This is a genomic window from Fodinibius sp. (assembly GCF_034521915.1).
Lineage (GTDB): Bacteria > Bacteroidota > Rhodothermia > Balneolales > Balneolaceae > Fodinibius.
In genome coordinates this window covers 48094-71331 of the sequence record NZ_JAXHLU010000013.1, presented here as the reverse complement: position 1 = coordinate 71331, position 23238 = coordinate 48094, and the positions used below count along the sequence as shown (strand labels likewise).

Sequence of the window (23238 nt, the reverse complement as noted above, 5' to 3'; positions counted from 1 at the left end):
AAGTTAATTAGATGGTTTAGTCTCAAATCAGTTGAATATAAAGAAATTCAACTTCTCCTAAATGGTAAATATAAGGTGAAAGTTGGTTTTAAGCTCGCATTATTCACAAAATAGGATTCGAAGTTAGTTTATATCAAATCTTTTCCCTTTAACCTAAAGAAGATAAGGGAAATTTTCTTTAGTCATGCATTGCTACAATCTCGATTGATGCAATTCTTGCACCATTGCAATAGTAACTTTTCGGGAGACCTGAAAATGTCTTGTCTGGAGGGTTTGGAGCATCTCTGGCAAGTACTAAAGAATGGCCTGATTCTTGTAGTACTATTAATAGAATAAACCTGAAAACATAGGATTGTGTCGCATTTACATTTTGATGTTCGATAAGCTATCTGTTTTCGGTTCTCCAAATTAAAAAAGGAGGTTACTATGTATTCAGATATGAAAAATCCAAAATATAATCTCAAAACTTACTATAAACTTTTTTTGGAAGTAGGACTTATCGTATCCCTCCTGATATTTATTGGGCTGACAAAAATTGATTTTGATGTTAAAGACTCAGAAATCACGTTTAAAGGTGAACAAGAGGTAGTTGAGATGGAAGAGGTAGTACAAACCGAACAGGAAAATCGTCCGCCTCCACCGCCACGCCCACAGGTTCCCGTGGGTGTTCCCAATGATGAGATTATTGAGGATGTGGAAATCAATATAGATGCAGAAATTGATATGGAGGAGTCTCTGGAGATGCCCCCGCCACCTCAGCAGGAAGAAGATGCTGAAGAGGAGGAAGAGGATTTCTTTGTTTCGGTAGAAAAGATGCCCGAAATGAAAACCAGTTTCGCGGAACTTCAAAAGAAAATTATATATCCTGATAGGGCCCAAAAAGCAGGTATTGAAGGTCGGGTGATTGTACAATTTATTGTTAATGAAAAGGGAGAAGTGGAAAATCCAAGAGTTATTCGCGGAATCGGAGGAGGATGTGATGAAGAAGCAGTAAGAGTTGTAAAATTAGCTAAATTTGAACCCGGGGAGCAGCGAGGAGTCCCTGTTCGTGTTCAGTTTACAATTCCTATTATATTTAAGCTTCGGAATTGATTTATGGGTTGATATACTTACATATAAATCATGACAATGATATAACTACCAATTATTAATGTCGTGGCTATAATTGCTGTGGGTCTGGCAAAATTGAGAGTGTATCCTCCACCGCGAGGTTTAAAGAGTAGTGGATCGTTGGGGTTATAATAGATAAAGTACCCGTAAAAATGTTCGGCCTCAGCTAAGCATTAAACTTGTTTACCTGTATTATGAAGCACAAGAAATTATGACTCTCTTTTAAGGGTGGCAATAGTTGCACCCCACCCGCTGCGATCATTTGCTAGAGAGTAGGACTTAACCTTGTCATTTCTATCAAGAAGAGCATGCACCGAACGCCGAATATTGCCCGTTCCTTTGCCGTGGATTATGCGAATCTCGTAGATCTCTTTTTTCAGGCATTCATCAATATAATCCGGAATGAGTGAGCCCAGCTCACCGGGTTTAAAAGTATGTAAGTCAAGAGTTCCATCAATGGGAATTTCGGTAGGTTCCATTATTGTTAAATTAGATCTATTTAGTAGACATATAAGTATAGCGAGGAGAATAGGAAGATTAAAAAATTATTGATGAAAAATATATCGCCAAGTATTTGTTTTTAATTTTGTTATTATTATATATGGTGCAGTGAAGAAACAAATAGTCATATCATTTATAGCACTGCTTGTTTTGTTGGTTGGGGTGAAGTGCGCCTACTGTCAGCAGGATAATAAGCGTTTTTTGCGGTGGCTTAAAGATGATCCTGTGAATATGGTTTCGAATATTCAAGGCGACCAGGTTTTAACTATGGCTTCATTTGGGATGGGTATAGCTGCAATGTCGGCGTCTGATGCTAATATAAGTGGCAGCATGCGACGGTATTACTCGGATTCTTCGGTTTTGGATTTCACAAACCGGTGGGGTGCTTGGGAGACCGTAGTACCGATTTCAGCGGGTATTTTTGGCACTTCGCTGTTGACTAAAAACACGAAATTTCAGGATGCAGCTTTTACTTCATTGCAGTCGTTGATAATGACTAATCTTACGGTTAATGCCGGGAAATTTCTTTTTGCTCGTGAACGTCCTATTCACAATGAAGGACCGTTCGATATGGAGTTTGCGGAGCTCGGCGCGACTTCATTTCCGTCAGGCCATACAGCTACGGCATTTGCTTTTCTAACACCTTGGGTGATTTATTATCCCGGACCAATAACCTACTCATTGATGGCTATTCCGGTTGGAACGGCTATTGCCCGTGTTGCAAAGGGGCGCCATTGGTTGAGCGATGTTACTGCAGGTGCAGCTATTGGATTTTCAATGGCTTATTATCTTTCGAAAAGGCATTTAAATATTCAATCTGAGCGCGTAAAAATTATGCCAGTCGCCAGTAGAAACAGTGTGGCGCTTAGTGTTAATTTATCATTTTAGTGAAGAGTTATAGATAGAATTTTTCAAGCTCGCTCGGCCAGTTCAAACCAGCGTTCCGTACACTCCTCAATTTCAGCTTTTAATGCTGAGTATTCATCTGATTTTTCGCGAAGCTCTTCGTGATTTAGTTCGCCGCCGCTGATTTCAGCTTCGAGCTCTTCTTTCTTTTCTTCCAACTTCGCAATCTTATCTTCCAGCTTATTGTACTCGCGGCGTTCGTTATAGCTCAGACGCTCATCATAATTGCCTGATGGTGTTTTCTGCCCATTTTGGGATGTCGAAGATTCTGCCTTCTTTTTCGCGCGTTTCTTGGCTTTACGTTCTTTTTTGAGCTGACGATATTCTTCATAGGAACCGTGATGGTCATGAATTTTTCCTTCTCCTTCAAAAACAAGGTAGTGATCAACCAGCTTATCCATAAAAAAGCGGTCGTGCGAAGCTATAACCAGGCAACCTTCAAATCCCATCAAGAACTCTTCGATTTTATTGAGAGTAAGCAGATCCAGATCGTTGGTAGGCTCATCAAGAACCAGGAAATTTGGATTTTCCAGCAGTACCATCATAAGACTCAGCCGGCGTTTTTCACCGCCGCTCAGGTTTTTAACCGGCGTATACTGCATATCGGAAGTGAACATGAAGTGCTTGAGGAATTGCGATGCCGATATTTTTGATCCATCTGCCAGTTCCACTACTTTGCGCACTTCTTCGATGACATCAATTACGCGCTGTTCCTCATCAAAATTGAGTCCTTCCTGGCGGTAATGACCAAAGACGATCGTTTCTCCTACACGCCGTTTACCAGAATCAAATGACTCTTCACCGGTAAGAATCTTTAAAAAGGTGCTTTTGCCTACTCCATTTTCACCGATGATGCCTATGCGTTCGCCTTTCTCAAAATCATAGTAAAAGCTGTCCAGGATTTTCTCATCCCCGTAGCTTTTGGAAACATTGAGCAGTTCCAAAATTTTACCGCCCATGCGCTGCATATCCATTTGCAGACGCAGTTCGGGACCATCGGGCCCGGTATCGAGCTCATCTTCAAGCTCCTTGAAATCATCGATGCGTGATTTGGATTTACTGGTTCGTGCTTTTGGTGATCGGCGCATCCACTCCAGTTCCTGCTTATATAGCTGATTAGCCTTATGGGCGCGTTTGCGTTCAACCTCTCGACGTTCAGCGCGTTTTTGCAAAAAGTACTGGTAATTTCCCTGGTGATGATAAAGCTTGCCGTTTTCCAGCTCAATGATGTGATCGCATACCCGATCCAGGAAATAGCGATCGTGCGTTACCATCAACAGCGTTTTATTGGTTGATTTAAGGTAGTCTTCCAGCCACTCGATCATCTCTACATCCAAGTGGTTAGTCGGCTCATCGAGAATGAGCATGTCGGGATCATCCAGCAACACAAAAGCCAGGGCCACGCGCTTTCGCTGTCCGCCCGAAAGGGTTGCAATGGATTGATCCAAATCGTGGATGCTGAGCTTCCCAAGAATTTGCTCCATGCGCTGTTCGTAATCCCAGGCGTTGGCAGCATCCATTTTGGAAGCGGCCTTTTGAAATGCTTGCTGTGTTTCTTCGTTATAATCTTTGGCCTGAGCCTCTGCAGCGCGTTCGTATTCCTGAATCAACCGCACCATTTCATTGTTGCTCTGCGCTATATAATCACGGATAGTAAGGCTTTCGTCGAGCTGGGGATCCTGTTCAAGGAAACCGATACTGACGTCATTTTGGATCATCACCTTGCCCTCGTCCGGCGTTTCTTTGCCGGCTAAAATATGAAGGAGTGTAGATTTACCTGTGCCATTTTCGGCAATAAGGGCTGTTTTGTCTCCTTCGGATATTCCAAAGGTAAGGCCTTCAAATAGTACCTTGTGCCCGTAATTTTTTGCCAGGTTTTCAGTGGAGAGATATGTCATGAATGATCGATGATGCTAAAACAGATGATTTGATAGCTGATTTTTATTGCTATGCAAAATAAGGAACCCAAGCACCACTTAGAAACGTGGATCATACCAAATCACTGCAAAAAAGAATATTTTGCTATTCCATTGCAGAGCTTATTTGTGCTTTCTGATAAATTCCCGATTTTCAGTAGCTTTACTACAAATTAATAATTGAATATTGATATGCCATTTTCTGCGCTTCCCAAAGTTGAGCTACATTTACATTTGGACTGTTCACTAAGTTTTGATGTTGTGCAGCAATTAGATCCGCAAATAATAAACGAAGAGAAGTTCCGTGAACAGTTTATTGCACCGGATAAATGCCGGGATTTGGCCGATTATATCAGTCGATCCGAAAGTGCTGTAGTTTTGATGCAGGATCGCGAAGCACTGCAATTGGTAACTGATGATTTATTTAAACAGTTACAGGCAGATAATGTGATCTACGCTGAAATTCGTTTTGCTCCGCTGCTGCATACAAGGAAAGATTTGTCGGCAGAAGAAGTCGTTGAGGCCGTAAATGCAGCAGTAGAGGAACAAGTAAATGAAACGGGAATTGAGGCCGGTATCATTTTATGTACGTTACGCCATTATTCTGAAGATCAGAGTATGGAGACGGTTAAGCTTGTGGAACAGTTTTCTGACAGCAGGGTGGTGGGATTTGATATTGCTGCTGACGAAGCGGGTTTTCCCATCGATAATCATATTTCTGCTTTTGAATATGCGAATGAAAAAGGATTTAACTGTACTGCTCATGCGGGAGAAGCCTGTGGAGCAGAAAGCGTTTGGGAGACGCTCATTAATTTTAAGCCTTCACGAATAGGTCACGGGGTTCGAAGCGCGGAAGATGATGAACTGCTTGATTATTTAAAGGATCACGAAATTCATTTGGAGGTGTGTCCTACAAGCAATGTACAGACCAATGTTTTTGATACTATTTCTGATCATTCCATTAATTCTCTTTACGAAGAAGGAATTTCGTTGAGCGTAAATACAGATACGCGCACTATTTCTAATGTAACTTTAGAGGAGGAATACCAAATGCTCTCCGATCTTTTTGATTGGGATGTTGATCAGTTATTACGCTGTAATATTGAGGCTATTAATCACGCTTTTACAGATGAGCAAACAAAAGAAAAGCTCCGCGGAATAATCCGCGAAGCCTATGCAAACAATTGACAGAGAGATTTGCAAAATCCCGAAAATAAAGCACGTCATTGCGAGCCTGTGAAGCAATCTTCTGATCAAAGCTGGTAAAAGGAGATCGCTGCATTATATTCCCCGCATGGGCGGGACAAGGCGCGATGACAGTAAGGTTTTGCAAACCCTCTGATAAATATTTATGAAAACCCTTAGGTTTTAATTTAACATCTATTCTTTTTTCTTCACCACTTTCCCGTCTACGATTACAGAACTAATATGAGTTGTATATTCGAGCGGGTCGCCATCAAATAATACCAGATCAGCATCTTTGCCTTCTGCCAGTGATCCAACGCGGTTAGCAATACCCAGTATTTCAGCGGGAGCTTTGGTCAAAGCGTATAAAGCCTTTTCCCGATCAAGTCCATAGCTGGTAGCAATGGCTGCTTCGTAGAGAATAATACGGGTTTTAGGCACGTAGCTTTCGAATCCACTTTGAAAAGCGAAAGGGATACCCGCTTCGGCCAATTTACTTGCCGTGGTAAAGCTGGCGTTTTGAGTTGCGCCATAAGTGCGCACCATGGTAGGGTGAATAATAACCGGAACACCTGCTTTTTTGATTTCATCTATTAGTAAATACGCTTCGGCTGCACCGTCCAAAATCATATCAAAGCCGAATTCTTCCTGCAGTCGCAGGGCCGACATAATATCATTAGAGCGTTGAGCGGTTATCAATGCAGTAAGTTCGCCATTAAGTACGTCAGCAAGAGCTTCCATTTTTAAATCTTTAGCGGGACGCTTATCGAGATCATCAGCCTGACGTTTTTCGAGATATTCCTGTGCGTCGATAAACTTTTGCCGGAGCATAGCAATGCCTTTGGCACTTGTGCCGGGACTGTCAAAATTACGTCCAACGGTAGAGCCGAGCGTAAAAGCGACGGTTGTTGCAGAATCTACCAGTGCATCCTCAACCGTATTGTACGGCGTCTTGGCTATCATCGTTTGTCCGCTGGCCAGAGCCCCGGGACCATGTCCTGTATGGGTGGTCGTTACGCCTTTATCGAGGACAAATTTTACCAGTTGCTCGCGTGCGTTATAGGCATCGAAGGCTCGCAATTCGGGTTGGATGGGATCTGAGGTTTCCAGCTGGTTTTGGTCATCATCCCGGTTGTAGATGCCGGCCAGACCTACCACGCTGTGGGCATCCACCAAACCCGGTGTAACAACCGAAGCCTGATGAGTTTCATAATCAGAAGGAATGTCAATTTGTGAAGCTGAGCCCACGGCTTCAATTTTGTCATTTGCAATAAGGACAATACCATTCACAATTTTTTCACCTTCCATAGTGTATAGTGTATCGGCCTGCACAGCCCTTTGTGCTTGTGTAACGGTACTTAATCCAACCAATAGTGTGAAAGCAAGAAGTGTAATTCGTTTTTTCATAGCGCTAATTTTTTGAAGCTTAAATTCTTGAAGATGTTGAATCAAACTCAACATTGTGTTTGAGATGCAGTGCATTATTTATCACCGTGATGATTATGAGCCGAACCTCTGAATACATCATAACCGCCGGTGGAATACTTGCGATCTTTGGGATTGGAGTAATCAAATCGCTTGATCCCTTCAACCCATGTTTGTTCAACTTTGGTATAAACGCTCAGCGGATCGCCGGATAACACCACAAAATCGGCATCCTTGCCGGCTTCGAGCGTTCCTACACGATCTTGCAGATCCATCATTTTAGCATTTTCGATCGTTAGTGCTTTGAGTGCTGCCTCACGACTCATACCTGCGCGTACGCCAAATGCTCCTGATCGCAAAAACAGTCGCGTATCGGTAATAGAAGCATCCGTATGATAACCCACTGTTACGCCAGCTTTCTCTAAAACAGCACCATTTTTGTATTTGATGTCTGCTGCTTCGGGCTTTCCTCCAGGTGCATCCAATACAATAATAGAGGCAGGGACATCAGCTTCTGCAATTTCATCGGCAATTTTCCATGCTTCGCTTACATGATGTAATACCAGACGAAAACCAAACTCTTCGGAAAGCCGAATAGCCGTGAGGATATCGTAGTGACGATGAGTATGAAAGTGGACGATACGCTCCCCATTCAGTACCTCAACCAAGGCTTCCATACCTATATCGCGCTTAGGCATTTTTTCGGGATCACCGTCGGCCTCTTCTACTTTTTCTTTATAGTCTTGTGCTTTTATAAATAGTTTCCGAACCATCGAAGCTGATTTTGCCCGTGTTCCCGGGAAAGGAGGATCTCCTATGGAGTTAGTACCGTTTGCCATTTTAAGTCCGCCGGCTATCTCGTGCCTGGGATCATCTACGAAAAGCATTTCCTCAATTTTATCTGCCTTACGGAGTTTGAGATAGGCCGTTTGTCCACTCATTAAATGACCCGAGCCGGGCATTACATTGACGGTTGTTACGCCACCGGCCAGTGCTTTTTTGAATGTTTCGCTGTGCGGATCAATGCTGTCGATAATTCGCGTATCGGGATGGAGTGCTGCAGAGCGATCACCGCCATCACCATCGCCAATATGGGAGTGAGAGTCTACGAGTCCGGGCATAATAACTTTTCCGGACACATCGAATTCTCTTGCATTGGATGGAATGTCAACTTCACCCTCCGATCCCACAGCAACAATTTTATCACCTTTTGTGACGAGCACTCCGTTATCAATGGGTTCGCCACTTATAGGTATTATTTTAGCTCCTGTAAAAACTTTGGTTGACTGGGCTGCAGACATGATGGGTAAGAAGAAGATCAGCAGCAGACTAAGCCCGATGAGTCGTTTCATAAATTTTTCCTGAATTTTGTTAATGATATTTTGCAGTCGTTTAAAACTTGATTATGCTAAGAAGCTGATTTGTTGGCAAATTATCAATACGCTCCTTTTCAAGTTTTTACAATGTCCTTTTTATTACCTCCGATTACAAAAAATAAAGACGGTAACCTCAGAAAGGTTGGCCTTGAGATCGAGTTCGCCGGTATTGAACCTATGCAGGCTGCTGAAATAATTGCATCCGTTTTTGGCGGGGAAATAGCTGAAGAGCACAGGTACCATATAAATATTACTGATACTGATTTAGGTGATTTTAGAGTGGAACTGGATGCGCGTGTTCTTCGGAGAATGGCCGAAGAAAATATTTTTGATAAGCTGGGTATCAGTCTGGAGGAAGATTCTATCCGTAAGTCGATAGAAGATGTGGTCGATAAAATGGCGCGATCGGTGGTACCATTGGAAATTGTTATGCCGCCGGTTACCATTCAGGAGCTCGATCAGCTGGAACGATTACGCGAAGCTCTTCAGCAAAACAAAGCAAAGGGCACTTATGCTTCTATGGTGCATGCTTTTGGGATGCACCTGAATATTGAATCTCCAGATCTGAAATTAACTACGCTACTCGATTACTTACGTGCTTTTATGATTGTATATCCGTGGCTGCTTAAGGCACTTGACATTGACATGACACGTCGAATTTCTCCGTTTGTGGATCCCTTCCCCGATAAATATGTGAAAAAGATATTGAATCCTGATTATGTACCCGATGTTGATCAATTTATCGAGGACTATATCGAGTTTAATCCTACTCGTAATCGTCCGGTGGATATGATGCCCATTTTTGGAATGCTGAATGAAAAGCTTATTGCACCGGTGATGGAGGGGGAGAAGAACGATCCGCGGCCTACTTATCATTATCGTTTACCCAACAGCAGGATTGATGATCCGGAATGGCGCTTTGCAGATGAATGGAATCACTGGCTGGTGGTTGAAAAGCTTGTTAGTAATAATGAAATGCTTGAGAAATTAAGTCGGTTATATCTACTGCGACGAGATGAAACGGTAATATCTTTTCGTAAAGAATGGGCAAATACCCTGGAAATTTTACTGGATCTTGATGAGCAAGCATAGACCAAATATAGGAGTGACGGGACCCGATAAAGGAGGCCGTGCAGCTTGGTGGTTTACTTGGTTTGCTGTGTTTTTGCACGGGGGACGTGCTATTCGTATTCATCCACAAAAAGGGTTGCCCGATGCAGATATTCACGGACTTATAATTGGAGGTGGCGCAGATATTAATCCCGAACGATATGGGGCAGAGGATATTGGGGACCTGTTTTTGAAGGATGAAAAAATATCGAGTCTGCGTAAATTTTTTACCTATCTGTTGACAGTTTTATTTTTTCCAATCATTTACTTTGTGCGGAAGATTTTTTCGGCATCATCAGAGGATGTAGATAACAACCGTGACGAACTCGAGTTTGATCTGATTAAACAGGCTGTGGATAAAAATATCCCCATACTGGGTATATGCAGAGGAGCTCAGCTGCTAAATATTCATTTTGGGGGGACTCTTCATCAGGATATTGCGAGTTACTATACCGAAGTGCCCAGGATACATAGTGTATGGCCCAAAAAGAGGGTGAAGGTGGATGAACAGAGCAAGTTATTTGATATTCTGGCTTTTAACAGGATTTGGGTGAATGCGCTGCATCATCAGGCGGTGGATGAGCTTGGAGAGGAGTTAGCTATTGTTGCGCGCGAAGAAAATGGCATTGTACAAGCTATTGAACATACTGAACGGAATTTTATTTTGGGTGTACAGTGGCACCCTGAATATATGCCGCAGATACCGCCACAGCGACGTATTTTTAAGCAGCTGGTTACAGAAGCCAGGGTAAGGATGAGAAAATAAAAAGCAGGGGCTTTTAGTATGAACCCCTGCTCTGAATAATATTGTATGTATCAACTCTTAGGTATCTACTTTGTAATCGACAAAGTGGCGTTCTTCGATTACCGAGTTAATAAATTTCACGGCTTTTTTGTGATTTTCATCCCGGGTATACATGGTGTAGTCCAGCTCGGTTTCAAAATCAGAGATCAGCACCACATCATACGGTGAACCGGCTTCGTCATCATCATCAGAAATATTGATTCCGACTTCCACATTTTTAATTTCATCAATATTTACTTTTAGGCCTTCCAGGATAAGTTTCATTTTTTCGGCATTCTTTTCCTTGGTGGCACCTTCCGCTTCCTCTTTTAATTTCCACATAACTACGTGACGAATCATATATTTACTCCTATGGTGTGCTTTTATTATAAATTTTATTTAATGGTCTAAGGTTTGCCAAACTAACCGTTAGCGGGCTCTGTTGGCATAAGAAAGATCTGTTTTATCTATGGGTATATCAGCAAGTTGTTGTAAATCATCGTGATATAACTTGGCAGCCCAAAGGTGATTTTTTGCTTTGGATTGCTCATTGCTTTTATACCATTTATAGGTGGCGATAAATCCTTTTGCAACACCCACCGAATCAGTGCCGGTGAGGGTATTCTGCGGTCCCGATGGCAGGGGAACTGAAAGTGAACTTCCGGCATAAATCAGGTCGGGATCATCAAGAGAACCATTGTTGCCGTAAATCCAGGGCCATAAACGAGGATTTCCATAGCGTTCCTCGGCAAGACTCCACAAGGTTTGTCCTTTTTGAATTTCAACAGCCTGATTATTGGCCGTATTATTAGTTGTTGATTGTGATGTTGCTGAAGAAGGTGTTGCTGATTGTGTTTGATTTTGTGCTGCTTGTTGAGCATCGTCGTCAGCCTCTTCTGGCTCTGCCGGCTGCTGTTGATTGTTATTATTCTGTTGGTTGGTAGCATCAGCCGAGGCTGTTGGTTCTTCCGATGAAGAAATCATAGTAGTATCATTTGTTGATAAGGTGCTGTAATACCAAGCTCCTCCCGCAATGAGCAGTAAAATAATTGCAGCTGCCGCTACATAAGAAAACGAAGAACTTCGGTCGGATGCACGACTTACCGCAGTAGGAGTGGTGAGGGGAGACTTTTCCTCTTCCTGATTCGACTGATCAGGTTGATCCTGCTTTAAATCTTCTGCAGCTTCTTCAAGCTTTTCAACTTCTTCTGCCAATACTTCTTCTTCAGACTTCGATGATTCTTTCTCTTTGTCGTCTTCCTCGTTTGATGCTACTTCATTTGGCTCATCTTCAATTTCTTTTGGCTCGTTTTTTTCTGACTCAAGTTCTTCTTCGTCTTTTAAATCTCCGGAGTGTTCATCTTGATGTTCTTTTTCTTCTGAACCGATGAACTTTTCAAGTAGATCATCTTCGTCATCCAACTGAGTAGCATTGAATTCTACAATATCACCGTTGTCATCATCATCAGAACTTGAGGACTGTGTTATATCTATATCCTCATCCGAATCTTGCTGTTCTCCCAAATTAAAAGGAGATTTCTGGTCTTCTTCTTGCCCCTTATCACTGGTTTCATCCTCGTCGCTATCTTGTTCGTGCAAAGTGGGGGGAGCAGTAGGAATGAAATCGTCTTCATTGGGTTTCTGTTCTTTTGAACTTTCTGTAAAATCAGGTTCCGATTTCTCTTCCTTTTTTAATTGCTCAGTTTCATCGTCAGTGCTTCTATCACCCTCAACACCGGACTTTTCTGTTTGGGAATCCCTTGTTTGTTGATCAGGGGATGGTGGCTCTTTTTCAGAAGTTTTTGTTTCCTCTTCTTCTATCAGCTGTGGTTCCATATGTGCATAGGGAGCATTTACAAGCTCTCTGAGATCTTTGTAGGGCTTGAAGACCACTTTATTGTGGGCCGGAATTGTTATCTTCTCTTCAGTTTGTGGATTATATCCCTCGCGTTCATCCACGCGCTGAAGTTCAAACTTTCCAAAGCCGGCAATATTCACCTTGCCGTCCCCTTCAAGTCCGCCATGAATGACGTCCACAAAATCCTTGAGAAAATCATGAGTAAACTGCTCGGAGTGTTCCGTTTCCTCAGCAATCGACTCAACAAGTTCTCCAAATGTAACTTTTTCACTCATCGCTTATATCCGCTTGTTTGAAGTCTTCCTTTAGTCCCTGGCTGGGATTAAAATCAACAACCCGTTTTGGAGGTAACTCCATATATTGCTCATAGTGAGGATTATAGGATTTTCTTTTTTTTCGAGTTTTAGTACTAAACGTTCCCAGTTTAGGTATCGTAAAAGAATTTCCGGTAGCAATATTTTCATTAAATGTCTGCGTAATAACATCTAATAATTCGCGTGCTTCAGCTTGGGTCATATCCCAATTTTCGGCAAGAATCGCTACTACATCGCTCGTATTCATACGAATATTAAACTCAAATTATCTCACTAACTTTATTATTATAAGAGGTACTGTTAATTAAGAAAAAAAACTTTAAAAACTAAGTATATATTTCTTCCTATAGCTTAGAATATGTATAAATTATTATTTCTTGTACATTTACTTGAAGAATAGGGGTGTTGTCCGGTATTTTAAGAAACGATTTTAAAAGAGTTTTACTATAGTGTAATCAACTGTACAGCGGAAAATAAATCTAAAAATATTTATGAGTAAACCACTTAATGTTACTGAAAAACTAATCAAAAGCCATCTCGTTGATGGTGAAATGGTTCCCGGCCAGGAAATTGGTCTTAAAATTGATCAAACCCTTACGCAAGATGCCACTGGAACTATGGTGATGCTTGAACTTGAGGCCATGGAACTGGATGAGGCACAAACCGAAATGTCGTGCCAATATGTTGATCACAATTTGATCCAAACGGACTTTAAAAATCCGGATGACCACGTATTTCTAAAATCTGCTGCTGAACGATTTGGAATGTGGTTTAGCCGTCCTGGAAATGGGGTAAGCCATCCTATTGAAACGGAACGTTTTGCCATACCCGGAAAAACATTGGCGGGTTCCGATAGTCATACTCCTGCGGCCGGATGTATGGGAATGCTCGCTATTGGTTCGGGCGGACTTGATGTAGCTTTTGCTATCGCCGGTGAACCCCTATATATAAAAATGCCTAAAGTGTTAGGTGTTGAAATAAAAGGAAATCTTCCTGATTGGGTAAGTGCCAAAGATGTGGTGCTCGAAATGCTTCGTCGTTATGATGTTGACGGTGCAACCGGATATGTGATTGAATATTTTGGTGAAGGATTGAAAAATCTCTCTACGATGGACCGTCACGTAATTGCGAACATGGGAACTGAGATGGGCGCAACCAGTACGGTATTTCCTGCGGATGGCGAAGTGCGTCGCTTTATGGAATCACAAGAGCGTGGCCACGAATTTGTTGAGCTGAAAGCCGATGAAGGTGCTGAGTATCATAAATACGAAGAACTTGTGCTTGATGATGTAGAACCGCTTATTGCTCTGCCCAGCAGCCCTGGTAATGTCGTTCCAGTTCGCGAAGTGGAAGGGCAAGATATTTATCAGTCCTATGTCGGATCTTCCGCAAATCCGGGATATCGCGATTTCTGGATGGCATCTGAGATTGTAAAAGACAAAACAGTAAATGATAATGTTTCTTGGGATATCAATCCCACATCACGACAGATCATTGAGAATATGGTCAAGAACAACGTGATGTATAACCTGGTACAGTCCGGTGCTCGTATTCACCAGGCCGGATGTAACGGTTGCATCGGGATGGGGCAGGCGCCTGCAACAGGACAGAACAGCTTGCGTACCGTTCCGCGTAACTTCCCCGATCGCTCGGGAACGCCCGAAGATTCCGTGTTCTTGGTAAGTCCTGAAACAGCGGCAGCTTCGGCATTAACGGGTAAGATAACCGATCCCCGGGATCTTGAAGATCTTTACAATATGAAGTATCCCAAGTACGAACATCCGGAGAAGCTGGTTGTTAATACTGAGATGCTAACGCCGCCTAAGCCCAAAGAGGAGCGTGGCGAAATCAAGAAAGGACCTAATATTTCAACGATGCCCGACTTTGATGAGCTAAAGGACTTTGATGTTCCTGTACTATTGAAGATGGGCGATGATATTTCAACCGATGAAATTCTTCGTGCCGGAGCTGAAGTGCTTCCTTATCGCAGTAACATCCCCGAAATAAGCAAGTTTACGCTCGATGTTGTGGATGAAAATTTCCATGATCGTGCGATGGAAGCCAAAGAAGAGCACGACGGACATGTAGTGATTGCGGGTGAAAACTACGCGCAGGGATCCAGTCGTGAGCACGCAGCTATTGCACCACGATACCTTGGCATGCGGGCTGTAATTGCTAAAAGTTATGCTCGTATTGGCTGGCAAAACCTGATTAATTTCGGAATTCCACCGTTAGAATTCGAAAACGATGCGGATTACGAAGATATTGACCAGGGTGATATTCTTGAAGTAAATGACATCCAAGAAGCTATTAAAAATGGCAATGAAGTTGTTATTCACAACAAGACGAAGGGCAATAAATATACTGTAAAACACACCTTCAGTGATCGACAAAAGGAAGCTGTGTTATATGGTGGTGTTATCAATCACTTTAAGGCGAAAAAGAAAGCGGGATAATAAATCCGTTTTGGTAAAGCATTATCAGGGCTCCGATTTTTCGGAGCCCTTTTTTATTAGGGATCCTAAAAAAACCTTACGAATCTACACTGTTTTCTCGATGCTGAACACTTCGGCAGACAGCTCTTTTTTTAAGTGTTTAAGTGAAGATAATATTTTGAAAATATAGATTTCCATCCCGATAAATCGGAATGCGAAATAACAGTCGGTTTTTCAAAGGTGTTATTAGTAATTTTCTTTAGTTTGCATTCATAAAATATATCAACGGCTTATCACAAAAAACTTGCAATTATTTTGTTGGTTCTCTTTCATGCAGCAAAGTGGAACTACATATAAAAATCGAGAAATGAAATACGTCTGGTTATTTATTTTACTACTGTTTGTTAGTTGTGCTACAATGAATTTGGGACCTGCGGGACCAGATAGTACTCCAATGGAGAACGCTAATGTTATACTTATTGAAACTTCAGATCCCGTTAACAAGTCATTTGATAAACTTGATGAGATCTTTAAAGCGGAAGGTTTTAGTATAAAGTCATATAATAAAAGTCAACTTGTACTGGAAACTAATTTCAAAAAATATAATGAGCAAAAAGTCTGGTTAGTTTCAAATGTTATAGAAACAGACAGTAGTTCTGTCATAGAACTTTCGGGTATTGTAGAAGTTCCCCAGTTTCAGTATCGCAAGGAATACGGTGGTGCAAAGCCTGATGTGAAAAGCAGGATAAAAAAGAAAAAAAGTTCCTATAATCCCGCTTGGAAAGTAATGATGGGCATTGCACTTAAATATCCCAATGGGAAAATATGGTATGCTCGAGAAGCCAGTTAGATTTTAAAATTCTTATTAACTGATAAAGGCCCCGGATTTCGGGGCCTTTATTACTTTGAGTGGTGATCTAATTATCTTTTATATAAGCCTACTTGTCTTTCAACACTTTTACATCAATTGAAGTAGGGTATTTAGAGGTGTGATATATACGCTGGATGGCATCCTGGAAATCATCCTTATCTGCTTTAAAAATATTGGGCACATATTTTTGGGGATTTAAATCAACGAGTGGAAACCAGGTGCTCTGAATTTGGATCTGTATCTTATGACCTTTCTTAAAAGTATGGTACACGTCCTGTAATGGAAGTTCAACATTGGTCACCTTATTGGGCTTAAACGGTTTGGGATTTTCATAGCTGTCCCGAAAGCGTCCGCGCATTACTTCACTACGTACCATCTGGTGATAGTTGTCGAGTTCTACACCTTCAGGAGTATGTTCACTTTCTTCGGTGCTTGCGGGATACACATCTACCAACTTAACTACCCAATCTGATGCAGTTCCGGAGGTCGAAACAAAGAGATTCGCAAGCATGTCTCCGGCCAGTGTTACATCTTCTCTGAGTACAGGTGTTTCAAATGTGATAACGTCCGGCCGTCGAGCTGCAAAGCGCTGATCATCGCTCATATAATCCTGGGGAATAAAAACAAGTTCGTTTTCTTCTTTATAGGGAACCGGATTGTCGATGTCGCTTTTATACTCGGTATATTTCTTTTTTGGTTTGCCTGGTTTTTCATCACTTAAACGACCACCGCTGTGGATATACCATGATTTCTGCTCTGTGTTTTTAGGAGGCCAGTGATCAAAGGTACTCCATGATTTTTTCCCCGTATTAAACATATATGCTTCAGGGAGGTCTTTAATATCAATACCTTTCAGGTGTTTCATGAAGAATGGGTATTCAATTTCCTTTTGGTAGAATGCAGAGATCCCTTCGCCAAAGTAGATTTCTCCCACCGATTGGTGAGGATTACTGCTGGCCCATTGGCCGTGACTCCAGGGTCCCATCACAATAGTATTTTGGGTCTCCGGATTTTTCTCCTCGATAGATCGATACGTGTTAAGCGGCCCATACAGGTCTTCTGCATCAAACCAGCCGCCGACCGTCATCACGGGATGATCAATATCATTTAAGTGCGGAAGAATATTTCTGCTTTGCCAAAACTCGTCATAATTGGGATGATTCTTTAGCTCTTGCCAGAAGAAATTGTTTTTTGAATAGTACTTGTTGGCATTTTTTCAGCGGTGTGATCGATTGATAGAATTTGTACATATCATTTGTGGGTAGATCAGCAAAATTGTACCAGGCAGTATCGGTCGGGGCGGTTTGCTGGATGCCGAACAGCGGAGTGACGTACCAGTAACTCATGAAGTAGGCCCCGTGGTGGTGAAAATCATCAAAAAAGAAATCTGATATGGGAGCCTGAGGAGAAGAGGCAGCCATAGCAGGATGTGCATCGGGTAATCCGGCGGTAGTATAAAATCCGGGATACGAGATTCCCCATTGGCCCACTTTACCATTATTATTGGGAATGTTATTAATAAGCCATTCTACCGTATCATAGGTATCAGAACTCTCATCTATTTTATCGGGATCTGTTTGGTTCGGAGTCATTGTCGTAAAATCACCCTCCGACATCCAGCGGCCTCGTACATCCTGACAGACAAAGATAAATCCTGACTTTTGCAGGTGGGGATTATGCATGATGCGTTCGGGCACTTTTCCTTCTTCGTACGGACGGCAACTATAGGGCGTTCGTTTCATCAGGATGGGATATTCTTGTGTAGTATCTTTAGGAGCATACACTACAGTATGCAATTTGATGCCATCTCGCATCTCAATATCGTATTGTGATTTTTCGTAATCCTTGCTGCTAAAATTGTTTTGTTGCGCAAGGGATGGAGCCGCTAAATAAAGTGTTAAAAAGATGATGCCTGCCAGCGTAGCAATTCTTTTACCGTTTAACATTATGATACCGTTAATTAAAGATTTATGAGTTTTAAAAATAGGAGCTTCCAGAAATTATGAAACCGATTTTCGAAATTATTTGTAAATAATTTTTGTCAGAAGAGTAGATCAAAGTCTTGCAAGAAATGCGGTAAGTGTGTATTTTAATACACATTAAAAATGCAATCAATTTGATCGTCTTTTGTTTTCGAAATCTTTTTGGGACCGAATAGGAATATCCCTGTCAGGACTTTGTGCGGTGCATTGTCTCTTCTTTCCGGTGGCTGTAGCACTATTGCCCCTTTGGCCGGTTGCTCAATCAGTCCATAGCTGGACTCATCCAATCTTATTTTTACTGATTACACCAACCGTCTACTTTGTTGTACGTTCAGGTAATGTTCCTGCTCGAGTATCCGGTTTATTATTTACAGGTCTTGCGATTATTGGTGTAACATGGCTGCTACACGACTCGATGGGAATGTGGATAGAATCGGCTGTTACAACAATGGGGAGCCTTCTATTGATTGCCGGTCACTGGTTCAATTACAAAATTCACTCTGCACGAACCTGTTCGGTTTCCCGAGTTTCAAAATCGAAATGAGCTTTATTATATATGTCTGATAAATTTATTGCTTACGGCACTGTTATCACATTATGCATATTTACGTTGTTCGCTATGTTGGTTTCAAACTGGAAAATTATTGGTATATCATGGATTGCGTTTGCCGCTATGGCTCTCGCTATTCCAATGGGGATTAAAGCTGCGGGTAAAACGAAACTGAATCATCTGATTGCAGGCTATGGATTAGCAAGCGGAGCCATGATTACCAGCGCTGCAATATTCCTAGTACCTACTGCCGTTAACCATCATCCGGTATACGGAGGGTTGGGAATTGCCGTGGGAATCATGGCCGGTTTTGCGATACATACTCTAAATCATGGGTTAACGCACACTTCCTTTTCGACCCCTCCGGTAGTGCTGGAACTTACCTCGCATGCTCTTGCAGCAGGTGTGATTATCGGCATGGTCTATGCTGCCATGCCGGAACTGGGGCTCTTGCTTGGGGTTGCCATTGTAACACATAAAGGTCCCGCCGGCTATGCCGCTTCACGACGTCTTACAATGCAGGGTCAGTCTGCACTGCTTTTATTGCTGCCGGCTTCAGCTATTGGTCTCACGGCTCTTCCGGTAAGTTTATTGGAAATTCCATCTGATGCCGTTATAAATGCGCTAATATTTGGTTTTGCGACCGGCGTCTTTTTCCATGTAGCAATCGATTTTTTACCGGAGTGCGAAGTGGGTGGCAATGTACACCGGGATACCGACCTGGATCACGATGAGCATCACAAACTTGACAAATATAGACGATGGGCTGTACTCAATACATTTATTGGCGGACTCTTGGTTTTCGCTGCCTGGTATATGGTCTACTGATGTAGTTGACGTAGTCTTTAAACATAAAATTGGAATGATTGGAAAAAATACTAACATAAATTTTCACTTATGAAACGGCTGAATTTCACTCTTGATAATGAAACCGTACAGCTTTTAAATGAATTGTCAGAGAGGTATTATAGCGGCAATAAATCTCAAACGGTTCGTGCCGCACTGGAAAGTCTTGCCGTACACGCCGGTCACGAAGGCTGGGTTATTGCAGGATATACGCCCAAAGAGCTCGATGGGGAGGAAAGTTGCCACAGTTGTGGGGAGTCTCACGAAAAAGGCGATGTGCTTTACCGGCCTGTTTTTGAGAAGGGCAGTAGTCCCAAAGCACTGCCGAAGATGCCATCAGAAAATTGGCTTGATTGTCCGGATTGTGCCGAAAAACAAATCTACAACTAAGAGTCAGGATAGCTTTTTCATATCAATTTTGCTGATGTTTTTCAGCAGCTCGGTTTTTAATTCTTTTGTTTTTTTGGTTGTAATTTCATGAGTTATTTCAAGAGCACATCCCCAGGAAAGCGTAACGCCCGCCCCGCCGTGGCCATAGTTATGATAAACTGTTTTACCTGATACGTTTTCTTGATGGAGTCGTAACCCATTTTTGCGGTTACGGATGTATCGATAACCGACCGAAGGAGTAATGTCGTCTGATACTTCAAAGGAATGATCGTAAGTATAGCTGAGAATCTCATTATTCAGGCTGATAATTTCTTGTGGAAATTGAATCCCATCGATAGTATAGGTAGATGAGTCATTAAGACTTTCCCAGGTATTCGATTTTTTTAGTTCTCCCACCTGACGACTACCACCGAGTATCCAACCGTCTTTTCGGGGATAACAATACACATCGCAGGTATTACCCTCGGCGTCGGAATACACATCGGGTTGAGGGGTGTAATTGTAGGATGTAATTTCATCTGCACTGTTTGTAATTAATGGGGCATTAGCCTTGTGAAGCAAATGGCCCCGCATTATTAGTTGATTTTCACTGGGATCCTCAAACAATAAAGGTCCGCCAGCACCGCTGCAGTTGATGATAACCTCAGATGATAGGTTAGAGATATCTTTACGTGCCAGTTTTTGTTTTGTGATCGTTCCTCCACTCTGCTGATATAGAGCAATTAGTGCGGGAAAATAGAGCGACCAATCGGCAAAGACACAGTCGAAGACCCAACCATTCAGAGATTTGTCATCAGAGCGGCGGGGAATGGTATCATCAGGAAGGTTATCAATAAGCTCAAGGTTGAGCATCCATTCGCAATAGTTAGGCTGATCGGGTTCAAACTCAAATATCTCAAAATGTTTGTTAATTGTTAATCCAGGAAAAACTTGCTTCCTGAGTTCGTAGAAAAATGATTGTGATAGTTTAAACAGTTCCTCCAGCCGGTGTGAATAGACCGAATGAGGGATTATCGAGGCCGATGGAAAGAGACTGGCAAAATCGGGATGTGCATTTTTATTAGCTATCTCAGTGGGCACTTTCGCAGTAATAATTTCAGTCTCGTAACCCAAAAGTTGTAGCGTAAGTGCAGTGGTAATTCCAGAAACGCCACTACCAATTATGATGATCTTATCCGACATCAATAACAAATTCTTAATTCCTAATTCTCAAAATCCTGCCAGGGTAGATGGTCCAAATCAATATTTCCTCCCGTAATAATAATACCAGCCTTTTTATCGGAGACATCAACTTTTCCATTAAAAACCGCTGCAACAGGAACGGCACACGAAGGTTCAATGATGATTTTCATTCGCTCCCAGATGAAGCGCATGGCCTCAATTATTTCATCTTCTGTTACTGTAACAATATCATCAACGTGCTGCTGAATGCAATTAAATGTGAGCTCACTGAGGGAAGTCCGCAGTCCGTCGGCTACGGTATCGGTGCTTTGTACGGGGTGACGTTCTCCGGTTTTAAATGAGAGATAGGCGTCGTTGGCCACTTCCGGCTCGGTTCCGATCACTTTGGTTTCGGGCGAAAATCCCGACGCGGCAATAGCCGTACCGCTGATCAAACCGCCGCCTCCAACAGGAGCCAGAATAATATCCAGTTCCGGTTTGTCTTCGAGCAGTTCAATAGCGGCGCTTCCCTGACCCATGATAATATTTGGATTGTCATACGGATGAATAAACGTAGCGCCTGTTTTTTGAATGACCTCTTCGAGCGTAGCTTCCCGACTTTCCTGTGTTGATTCGCTAAAAGTGATATTGGCCCCATAATCACGTACCGCATTAACCTTAACTTTGGGCGCATTTTCGGGCATTACAATATGGGCGGGGATACCGCGCTGTTTGGCGGCCAGCGCCACTGCTTGCGCATGGTTTCCCGAAGAGTGTGTAGCTACTCCATTTTTGGCGTCTTCATCACTCAGATTGCCAACGGCATGCGTGGCACCGCGGAATTTGAATGCCCCCACTTTCTGGAAATTTTCGCATTTAAAATACAGCGCTCCACCGGCGCGCTCATTTACTTTTTGGCTTTTCATAACCGGGGTGCGATGAACTTTATCACGAATTTTAAGATATGCTTTTTGGACCTGTTTAAAGGTTGGAATAGATACCTGTTTACTATTGGGCATAACAGCGTTTTAATTCACAAGTTGAAATAGAGTATACAGAGGGTAAAAATTTTATATCAGTAATTAAAAACTGATTTTGGAAACTCTTTAAGGCAGCAAAGTAATTGATTTGGATGAAAATTTTATCACCTGAATGGTGGAGGGTGATCTTAACCATAGGATAGCCGTTATTTATAAGATTAAGGCCATAGATGGAAAGATTCGCCATATTAAAATACAGTCGACCCCGATTACTTACGAAGGTGATCAGAGAGCAATTCAAATAGTTGGGCAGGATGTAACCGGTCAGATAGAGTATGAGCGAGAATTGAAAGAGTCGCTTAAAGAGAAGGAGACGCTCTTGCAGGAAATCCATCACCGGGTAAAAAATAATTTAGCCGTTGTTTCGGGTATGATGGATCTGCAGACCTTTAGCACCGAAAATGAAGAGGTTAGGCGTCTGCTGACTGACAGTAAAAACCGGATTAAAACCATGGCACTGATTCACGAAAAGCTGTATCAGTCGGCCTCACTCTCCCAAATTGAATTTGGTTCCTATGTCAAAGATCTGATTAATAATATCAAAGGAGTTTCAGCAAGTGATAAAGAAATAAAGGTAGAGCTTGAATACGATTCCTTTAATCTCAATGTGAACCAGGCTGTGCCTTGTGCGCTTATTATAAATGAGGTGGTAGCAAATGCATTTGAACACGCTTTTACCGATCAGGAAAGCGGTTTGATTAAGGTTACGCTCGAAAATATCGAGGATAAGGTTATTGTTAGCATTAAGGATAACGGCCGCGGCCTGCCAAGTGATTTTGAATATCGAAAATCAAAATCGATTGGTATGACGATTATTGAAACGCTCATTCAGCAGCTGGAAGCTGAACAAAAAGTGAAAGACAAAAATGGGGTCTCATTTACTTTTTCCTTCGAAATGAAAGAGATAAAAGGTTCGTCCAGCGCACTGGTTTAATATTGCTTGATAAAAGTTATATTAATTCAAATATATCCGCATACCTACAGCTCCACCAAAGAAAAAACGAGCATCAGGAGCAAAATCTAAGGTAGGTGCCAGCTCAATAAAGCTTTTTATCTTTGTATCTGCGAAAGAGTATTCTGTACCGACGGGCCAGCGGAGTCCTGCATTTACATCGTTGTAGATATCGCCCCATAAGAGCCGTAGTCCCATTCCATAATACAGTTCAAGAGCTTCGGAATTAATCGTATCAGTATGTTTTAAAACGTCGGAATGCAGATATACGTCTGAAAAGTTGTCTGAGAGTGAAAAAGAAAAAGCTGCATCTACCGCAATATTATCACTGAGCCAGTATTTGGCGCTAAGACCGGAAGGATTATTAATTACAGCCCCTACACCAAGACCTGAATTTTCTGAATTTTGAGCATGAACTGTTTCAACCGAAAACAGTAATAATCCGCAGAACAATAACGTAAGTAATGATTTTTTCATGATACAAGTACCCTTTACAATTTTATTATAATGTGAACTTTCAGAATAT

General features: G+C 42.1%; 22 protein-coding genes and 1 pseudogene. 11 read left to right on the top strand and 12 right to left on the bottom strand.

The window, feature by feature from the left end; translation table 11 throughout:
- Window positions 1-438 precede the first annotated feature (438 nt).
- Window positions 439-1092 (top strand): energy transducer TonB, encoded by a 654-nt coding sequence (locus tag U5J89_RS08590; RefSeq protein ID WP_322575204.1) that lies wholly within the window; start codon window positions 439-441, stop codon window positions 1090-1092.
- 227 nt (window positions 1093-1319) lie between these two features.
- Here the strand turns inward: U5J89_RS08590 and U5J89_RS08585 are convergent, their stop codons facing one another.
- Window positions 1320-1589: a Smr/MutS family protein gene (locus U5J89_RS08585; protein WP_322575203.1), complete on the bottom strand. Its 270-nt coding sequence runs from the start codon at window positions 1587-1589 to the stop codon at window positions 1320-1322.
- A 130-nt stretch (window positions 1590-1719) separates the two neighbouring features.
- On the opposite strand from U5J89_RS08585, the gene U5J89_RS08580 reads away from it, so the two are divergent.
- Entirely contained in the window at window positions 1720-2499 is a 780-nt protein-coding gene (locus tag U5J89_RS08580) for a phosphatase PAP2 family protein (RefSeq protein ID WP_322575202.1), read from the top strand.
- 23 nt (window positions 2500-2522) lie between these two features.
- On the opposite strand, the gene U5J89_RS08575 is transcribed toward U5J89_RS08580, so the two are convergent.
- The gene (locus U5J89_RS08575) at window positions 2523-4415 is read right to left on the bottom strand and encodes an ABC-F family ATP-binding cassette domain-containing protein (protein WP_322575201.1); all 1893 of its coding nucleotides are present in this window, start codon (window positions 4413-4415) and stop codon (window positions 2523-2525) included.
- A 210-nt stretch (window positions 4416-4625) separates the two neighbouring features.
- Between U5J89_RS08575 and add the strand changes: the two genes are divergently transcribed.
- Window positions 4626-5621: an adenosine deaminase gene (add, locus tag U5J89_RS08570; RefSeq protein WP_322575200.1), complete on the top strand. Its 996-nt coding sequence runs from the start codon at window positions 4626-4628 to the stop codon at window positions 5619-5621.
- Between the two features lie 192 nt (window positions 5622-5813).
- Here add and U5J89_RS08565 read toward each other — a convergent pair whose 3' ends face one another.
- Window positions 5814-7025 (bottom strand): amidohydrolase family protein, encoded by a 1212-nt coding sequence (locus U5J89_RS08565; protein ID WP_322575199.1) that lies wholly within the window; start codon window positions 7023-7025, stop codon window positions 5814-5816.
- A gap of 74 nt (window positions 7026-7099) precedes the next feature.
- On the bottom strand, window positions 7100-8395 hold the full coding sequence (locus U5J89_RS08560) for an amidohydrolase family protein (protein WP_322575198.1): 1296 nt from the start codon (window positions 8393-8395) through the stop codon (window positions 7100-7102).
- Window positions 8396-8506: 111 nt separating this feature from the next.
- Between U5J89_RS08560 and U5J89_RS08555 the strand changes: the two genes are divergently transcribed.
- Window positions 8507-9511, top strand: a complete 1005-nt coding sequence (locus U5J89_RS08555) for an amidoligase family protein (RefSeq protein WP_322575197.1) — start codon at window positions 8507-8509, stop codon at window positions 9509-9511.
- On the top strand, window positions 9498-10295 hold the full coding sequence (locus U5J89_RS08550; protein ID WP_322575196.1) for a type 1 glutamine amidotransferase: 798 nt from the start codon (window positions 9498-9500) through the stop codon (window positions 10293-10295). The genes U5J89_RS08555 and U5J89_RS08550 overlap by 14 nt, the downstream gene beginning before the upstream one ends.
- Before the next feature lie 57 nt (window positions 10296-10352).
- Here the strand turns inward: U5J89_RS08550 and U5J89_RS08545 are convergent, their stop codons facing one another.
- The 3 genes from U5J89_RS08545 to U5J89_RS08535 all read right to left on the bottom strand — a co-directional run bounded on the left by U5J89_RS08545 (window position 10353) and on the right by U5J89_RS08535 (window position 12732).
- Window positions 10353-10673: a Dabb family protein gene (locus tag U5J89_RS08545; protein WP_322575195.1), complete on the bottom strand. Its 321-nt coding sequence runs from the start codon at window positions 10671-10673 to the stop codon at window positions 10353-10355.
- 69 nt (window positions 10674-10742) lie between these two features.
- Window positions 10743-12446: an HU family DNA-binding protein gene (locus U5J89_RS08540; RefSeq protein WP_322575194.1), complete on the bottom strand. Its 1704-nt coding sequence runs from the start codon at window positions 12444-12446 to the stop codon at window positions 10743-10745.
- A complete protein-coding gene (locus U5J89_RS08535) occupies window positions 12439-12732 on the bottom strand; it encodes an HU family DNA-binding protein (protein WP_322575193.1) in 294 nt (97 codons plus the stop codon). The genes U5J89_RS08540 and U5J89_RS08535 overlap by 8 nt, the downstream gene beginning before the upstream one ends.
- A 244-nt stretch (window positions 12733-12976) precedes the next feature.
- On the opposite strand from U5J89_RS08535, the gene U5J89_RS08530 reads away from it, so the two are divergent.
- Both U5J89_RS08530 and U5J89_RS08525 read left to right on the top strand, forming a co-directional pair.
- Window positions 12977-14941, top strand: coding sequence for an aconitate hydratase (locus U5J89_RS08530; RefSeq protein ID WP_322575192.1), 1965 nt, complete (start codon window positions 12977-12979; stop codon window positions 14939-14941).
- Between the two features lie 346 nt (window positions 14942-15287).
- Window positions 15288-15770 (top strand): hypothetical protein, encoded by a 483-nt coding sequence (locus U5J89_RS08525; RefSeq protein ID WP_322575191.1) that lies wholly within the window; start codon window positions 15288-15290, stop codon window positions 15768-15770.
- 88 nt (window positions 15771-15858) lie between these two features.
- On the opposite strand, the pseudogene U5J89_RS08520 reads toward U5J89_RS08525, so the two are convergent.
- A pseudogene (locus tag U5J89_RS08520) lies at window positions 15859-16935 on the bottom strand (CocE/NonD family hydrolase); the annotation flags it as partial.
- Between the two features lies 1 nt (window position 16936).
- The gene (locus U5J89_RS08515; RefSeq protein WP_322575190.1) at window positions 16937-17737 is read right to left on the bottom strand and encodes a CocE/NonD family hydrolase; all 801 of its coding nucleotides are present in this window, start codon (window positions 17735-17737) and stop codon (window positions 16937-16939) included.
- A 181-nt stretch (window positions 17738-17918) separates the two neighbouring features.
- Between U5J89_RS08515 and U5J89_RS15935 the strand changes: the two genes are divergently transcribed.
- The 3 genes from U5J89_RS15935 to U5J89_RS08505 all read left to right on the top strand — a co-directional run bounded on the left by U5J89_RS15935 (window position 17919) and on the right by U5J89_RS08505 (window position 19559).
- Complete coding sequence (locus U5J89_RS15935) at window positions 17919-18317, top strand: MerC domain-containing protein (RefSeq protein ID WP_416208507.1); 399 nt, start codon at window positions 17919-17921, stop codon at window positions 18315-18317.
- 12 nt (window positions 18318-18329) lie between these two features.
- Window positions 18330-19151: a hypothetical protein gene (locus U5J89_RS08510; RefSeq protein ID WP_322575189.1), complete on the top strand. Its 822-nt coding sequence runs from the start codon at window positions 18330-18332 to the stop codon at window positions 19149-19151.
- Window positions 19152-19220: 69 nt separating this feature from the next.
- Window positions 19221-19559 (top strand): hypothetical protein, encoded by a 339-nt coding sequence (locus tag U5J89_RS08505; protein ID WP_322575188.1) that lies wholly within the window; start codon window positions 19221-19223, stop codon window positions 19557-19559.
- A 3-nt stretch (window positions 19560-19562) separates the two neighbouring features.
- Here U5J89_RS08505 and U5J89_RS08500 read toward each other — a convergent pair whose 3' ends face one another.
- Both U5J89_RS08500 and U5J89_RS08495 read right to left on the bottom strand, forming a co-directional pair.
- Window positions 19563-20741, bottom strand: coding sequence for an FAD-dependent oxidoreductase (locus U5J89_RS08500; protein ID WP_322575187.1), 1179 nt, complete (start codon window positions 20739-20741; stop codon window positions 19563-19565).
- A gap of 20 nt (window positions 20742-20761) precedes the next feature.
- Entirely contained in the window at window positions 20762-21739 is a 978-nt protein-coding gene (locus U5J89_RS08495) for a threonine/serine dehydratase (RefSeq protein ID WP_322575186.1), read from the bottom strand.
- Between the two features lie 133 nt (window positions 21740-21872).
- Between U5J89_RS08495 and U5J89_RS08490 the strand changes: the two genes are divergently transcribed.
- The gene (locus U5J89_RS08490) at window positions 21873-22694 is read left to right on the top strand and encodes a sensor histidine kinase (RefSeq protein ID WP_322575185.1); all 822 of its coding nucleotides are present in this window, start codon (window positions 21873-21875) and stop codon (window positions 22692-22694) included.
- 21 nt (window positions 22695-22715) lie between these two features.
- Here the strand turns inward: U5J89_RS08490 and U5J89_RS08485 are convergent, their stop codons facing one another.
- Window positions 22716-23189 carry a hypothetical protein gene (locus U5J89_RS08485; protein ID WP_322575184.1) on the bottom strand — a complete coding sequence of 158 codons (474 nt, stop codon included), beginning with the start codon at window positions 23187-23189 and terminating at the stop codon, window positions 22716-22718.
- Between the last annotated feature and the right edge of the window lie 49 nt (window positions 23190-23238).

Coding starts and splice junctions, on each gene's coding strand:
- U5J89_RS08590 (WP_322575204.1), top strand. CDS start 439: ATGAAAAATCCAAAATATAATCTCAAAACTTACTATAAACTTTTTTTG.
- U5J89_RS08585 (WP_322575203.1), bottom strand. CDS start 1,589: ATGGAACCTACCGAAATTCCCATTGATGGAACTCTTGACTTACATACT.
- U5J89_RS08575 (WP_322575201.1), bottom strand. CDS start 4,415: ATGACATATCTCTCCACTGAAAACCTGGCAAAAAATTACGGGCACAAG.
- add (WP_322575200.1), top strand. CDS start 4,626: ATGCCATTTTCTGCGCTTCCCAAAGTTGAGCTACATTTACATTTGGAC.
- U5J89_RS08565 (WP_322575199.1), bottom strand. CDS start 7,025: ATGAAAAAACGAATTACACTTCTTGCTTTCACACTATTGGTTGGATTA.
- U5J89_RS08560 (WP_322575198.1), bottom strand. CDS start 8,395: ATGAAACGACTCATCGGGCTTAGTCTGCTGCTGATCTTCTTCTTACCC.
- U5J89_RS08555 (WP_322575197.1), top strand. CDS start 8,507: ATGTCCTTTTTATTACCTCCGATTACAAAAAATAAAGACGGTAACCTC.
- U5J89_RS08550 (WP_322575196.1), top strand. CDS start 9,498: ATGAGCAAGCATAGACCAAATATAGGAGTGACGGGACCCGATAAAGGA.
- U5J89_RS08545 (WP_322575195.1), bottom strand. CDS start 10,673: ATGATTCGTCACGTAGTTATGTGGAAATTAAAAGAGGAAGCGGAAGGT.
- U5J89_RS08540 (WP_322575194.1), bottom strand. CDS start 12,446: ATGAGTGAAAAAGTTACATTTGGAGAACTTGTTGAGTCGATTGCTGAG.
- U5J89_RS08535 (WP_322575193.1), bottom strand. CDS start 12,732: ATGAATACGAGCGATGTAGTAGCGATTCTTGCCGAAAATTGGGATATG.
- U5J89_RS08530 (WP_322575192.1), top strand. CDS start 12,977: ATGAGTAAACCACTTAATGTTACTGAAAAACTAATCAAAAGCCATCTC.
- U5J89_RS08525 (WP_322575191.1), top strand. CDS start 15,288: ATGAAATACGTCTGGTTATTTATTTTACTACTGTTTGTTAGTTGTGCT.
- U5J89_RS08515 (WP_322575190.1), bottom strand. CDS start 17,737: ATGTTAAACGGTAAAAGAATTGCTACGCTGGCAGGCATCATCTTTTTA.
- U5J89_RS08510 (WP_322575189.1), top strand. CDS start 18,330: ATGTCTGATAAATTTATTGCTTACGGCACTGTTATCACATTATGCATA.
- U5J89_RS08505 (WP_322575188.1), top strand. CDS start 19,221: ATGAAACGGCTGAATTTCACTCTTGATAATGAAACCGTACAGCTTTTA.
- U5J89_RS08500 (WP_322575187.1), bottom strand. CDS start 20,741: ATGTCGGATAAGATCATCATAATTGGTAGTGGCGTTTCTGGAATTACC.
- U5J89_RS08495 (WP_322575186.1), bottom strand. CDS start 21,739: ATGCCCAATAGTAAACAGGTATCTATTCCAACCTTTAAACAGGTCCAA.
- U5J89_RS08490 (WP_322575185.1), top strand. CDS start 21,873: ATGGTGGAGGGTGATCTTAACCATAGGATAGCCGTTATTTATAAGATT.
- U5J89_RS08485 (WP_322575184.1), bottom strand. CDS start 23,189: ATGAAAAAATCATTACTTACGTTATTGTTCTGCGGATTATTACTGTTT.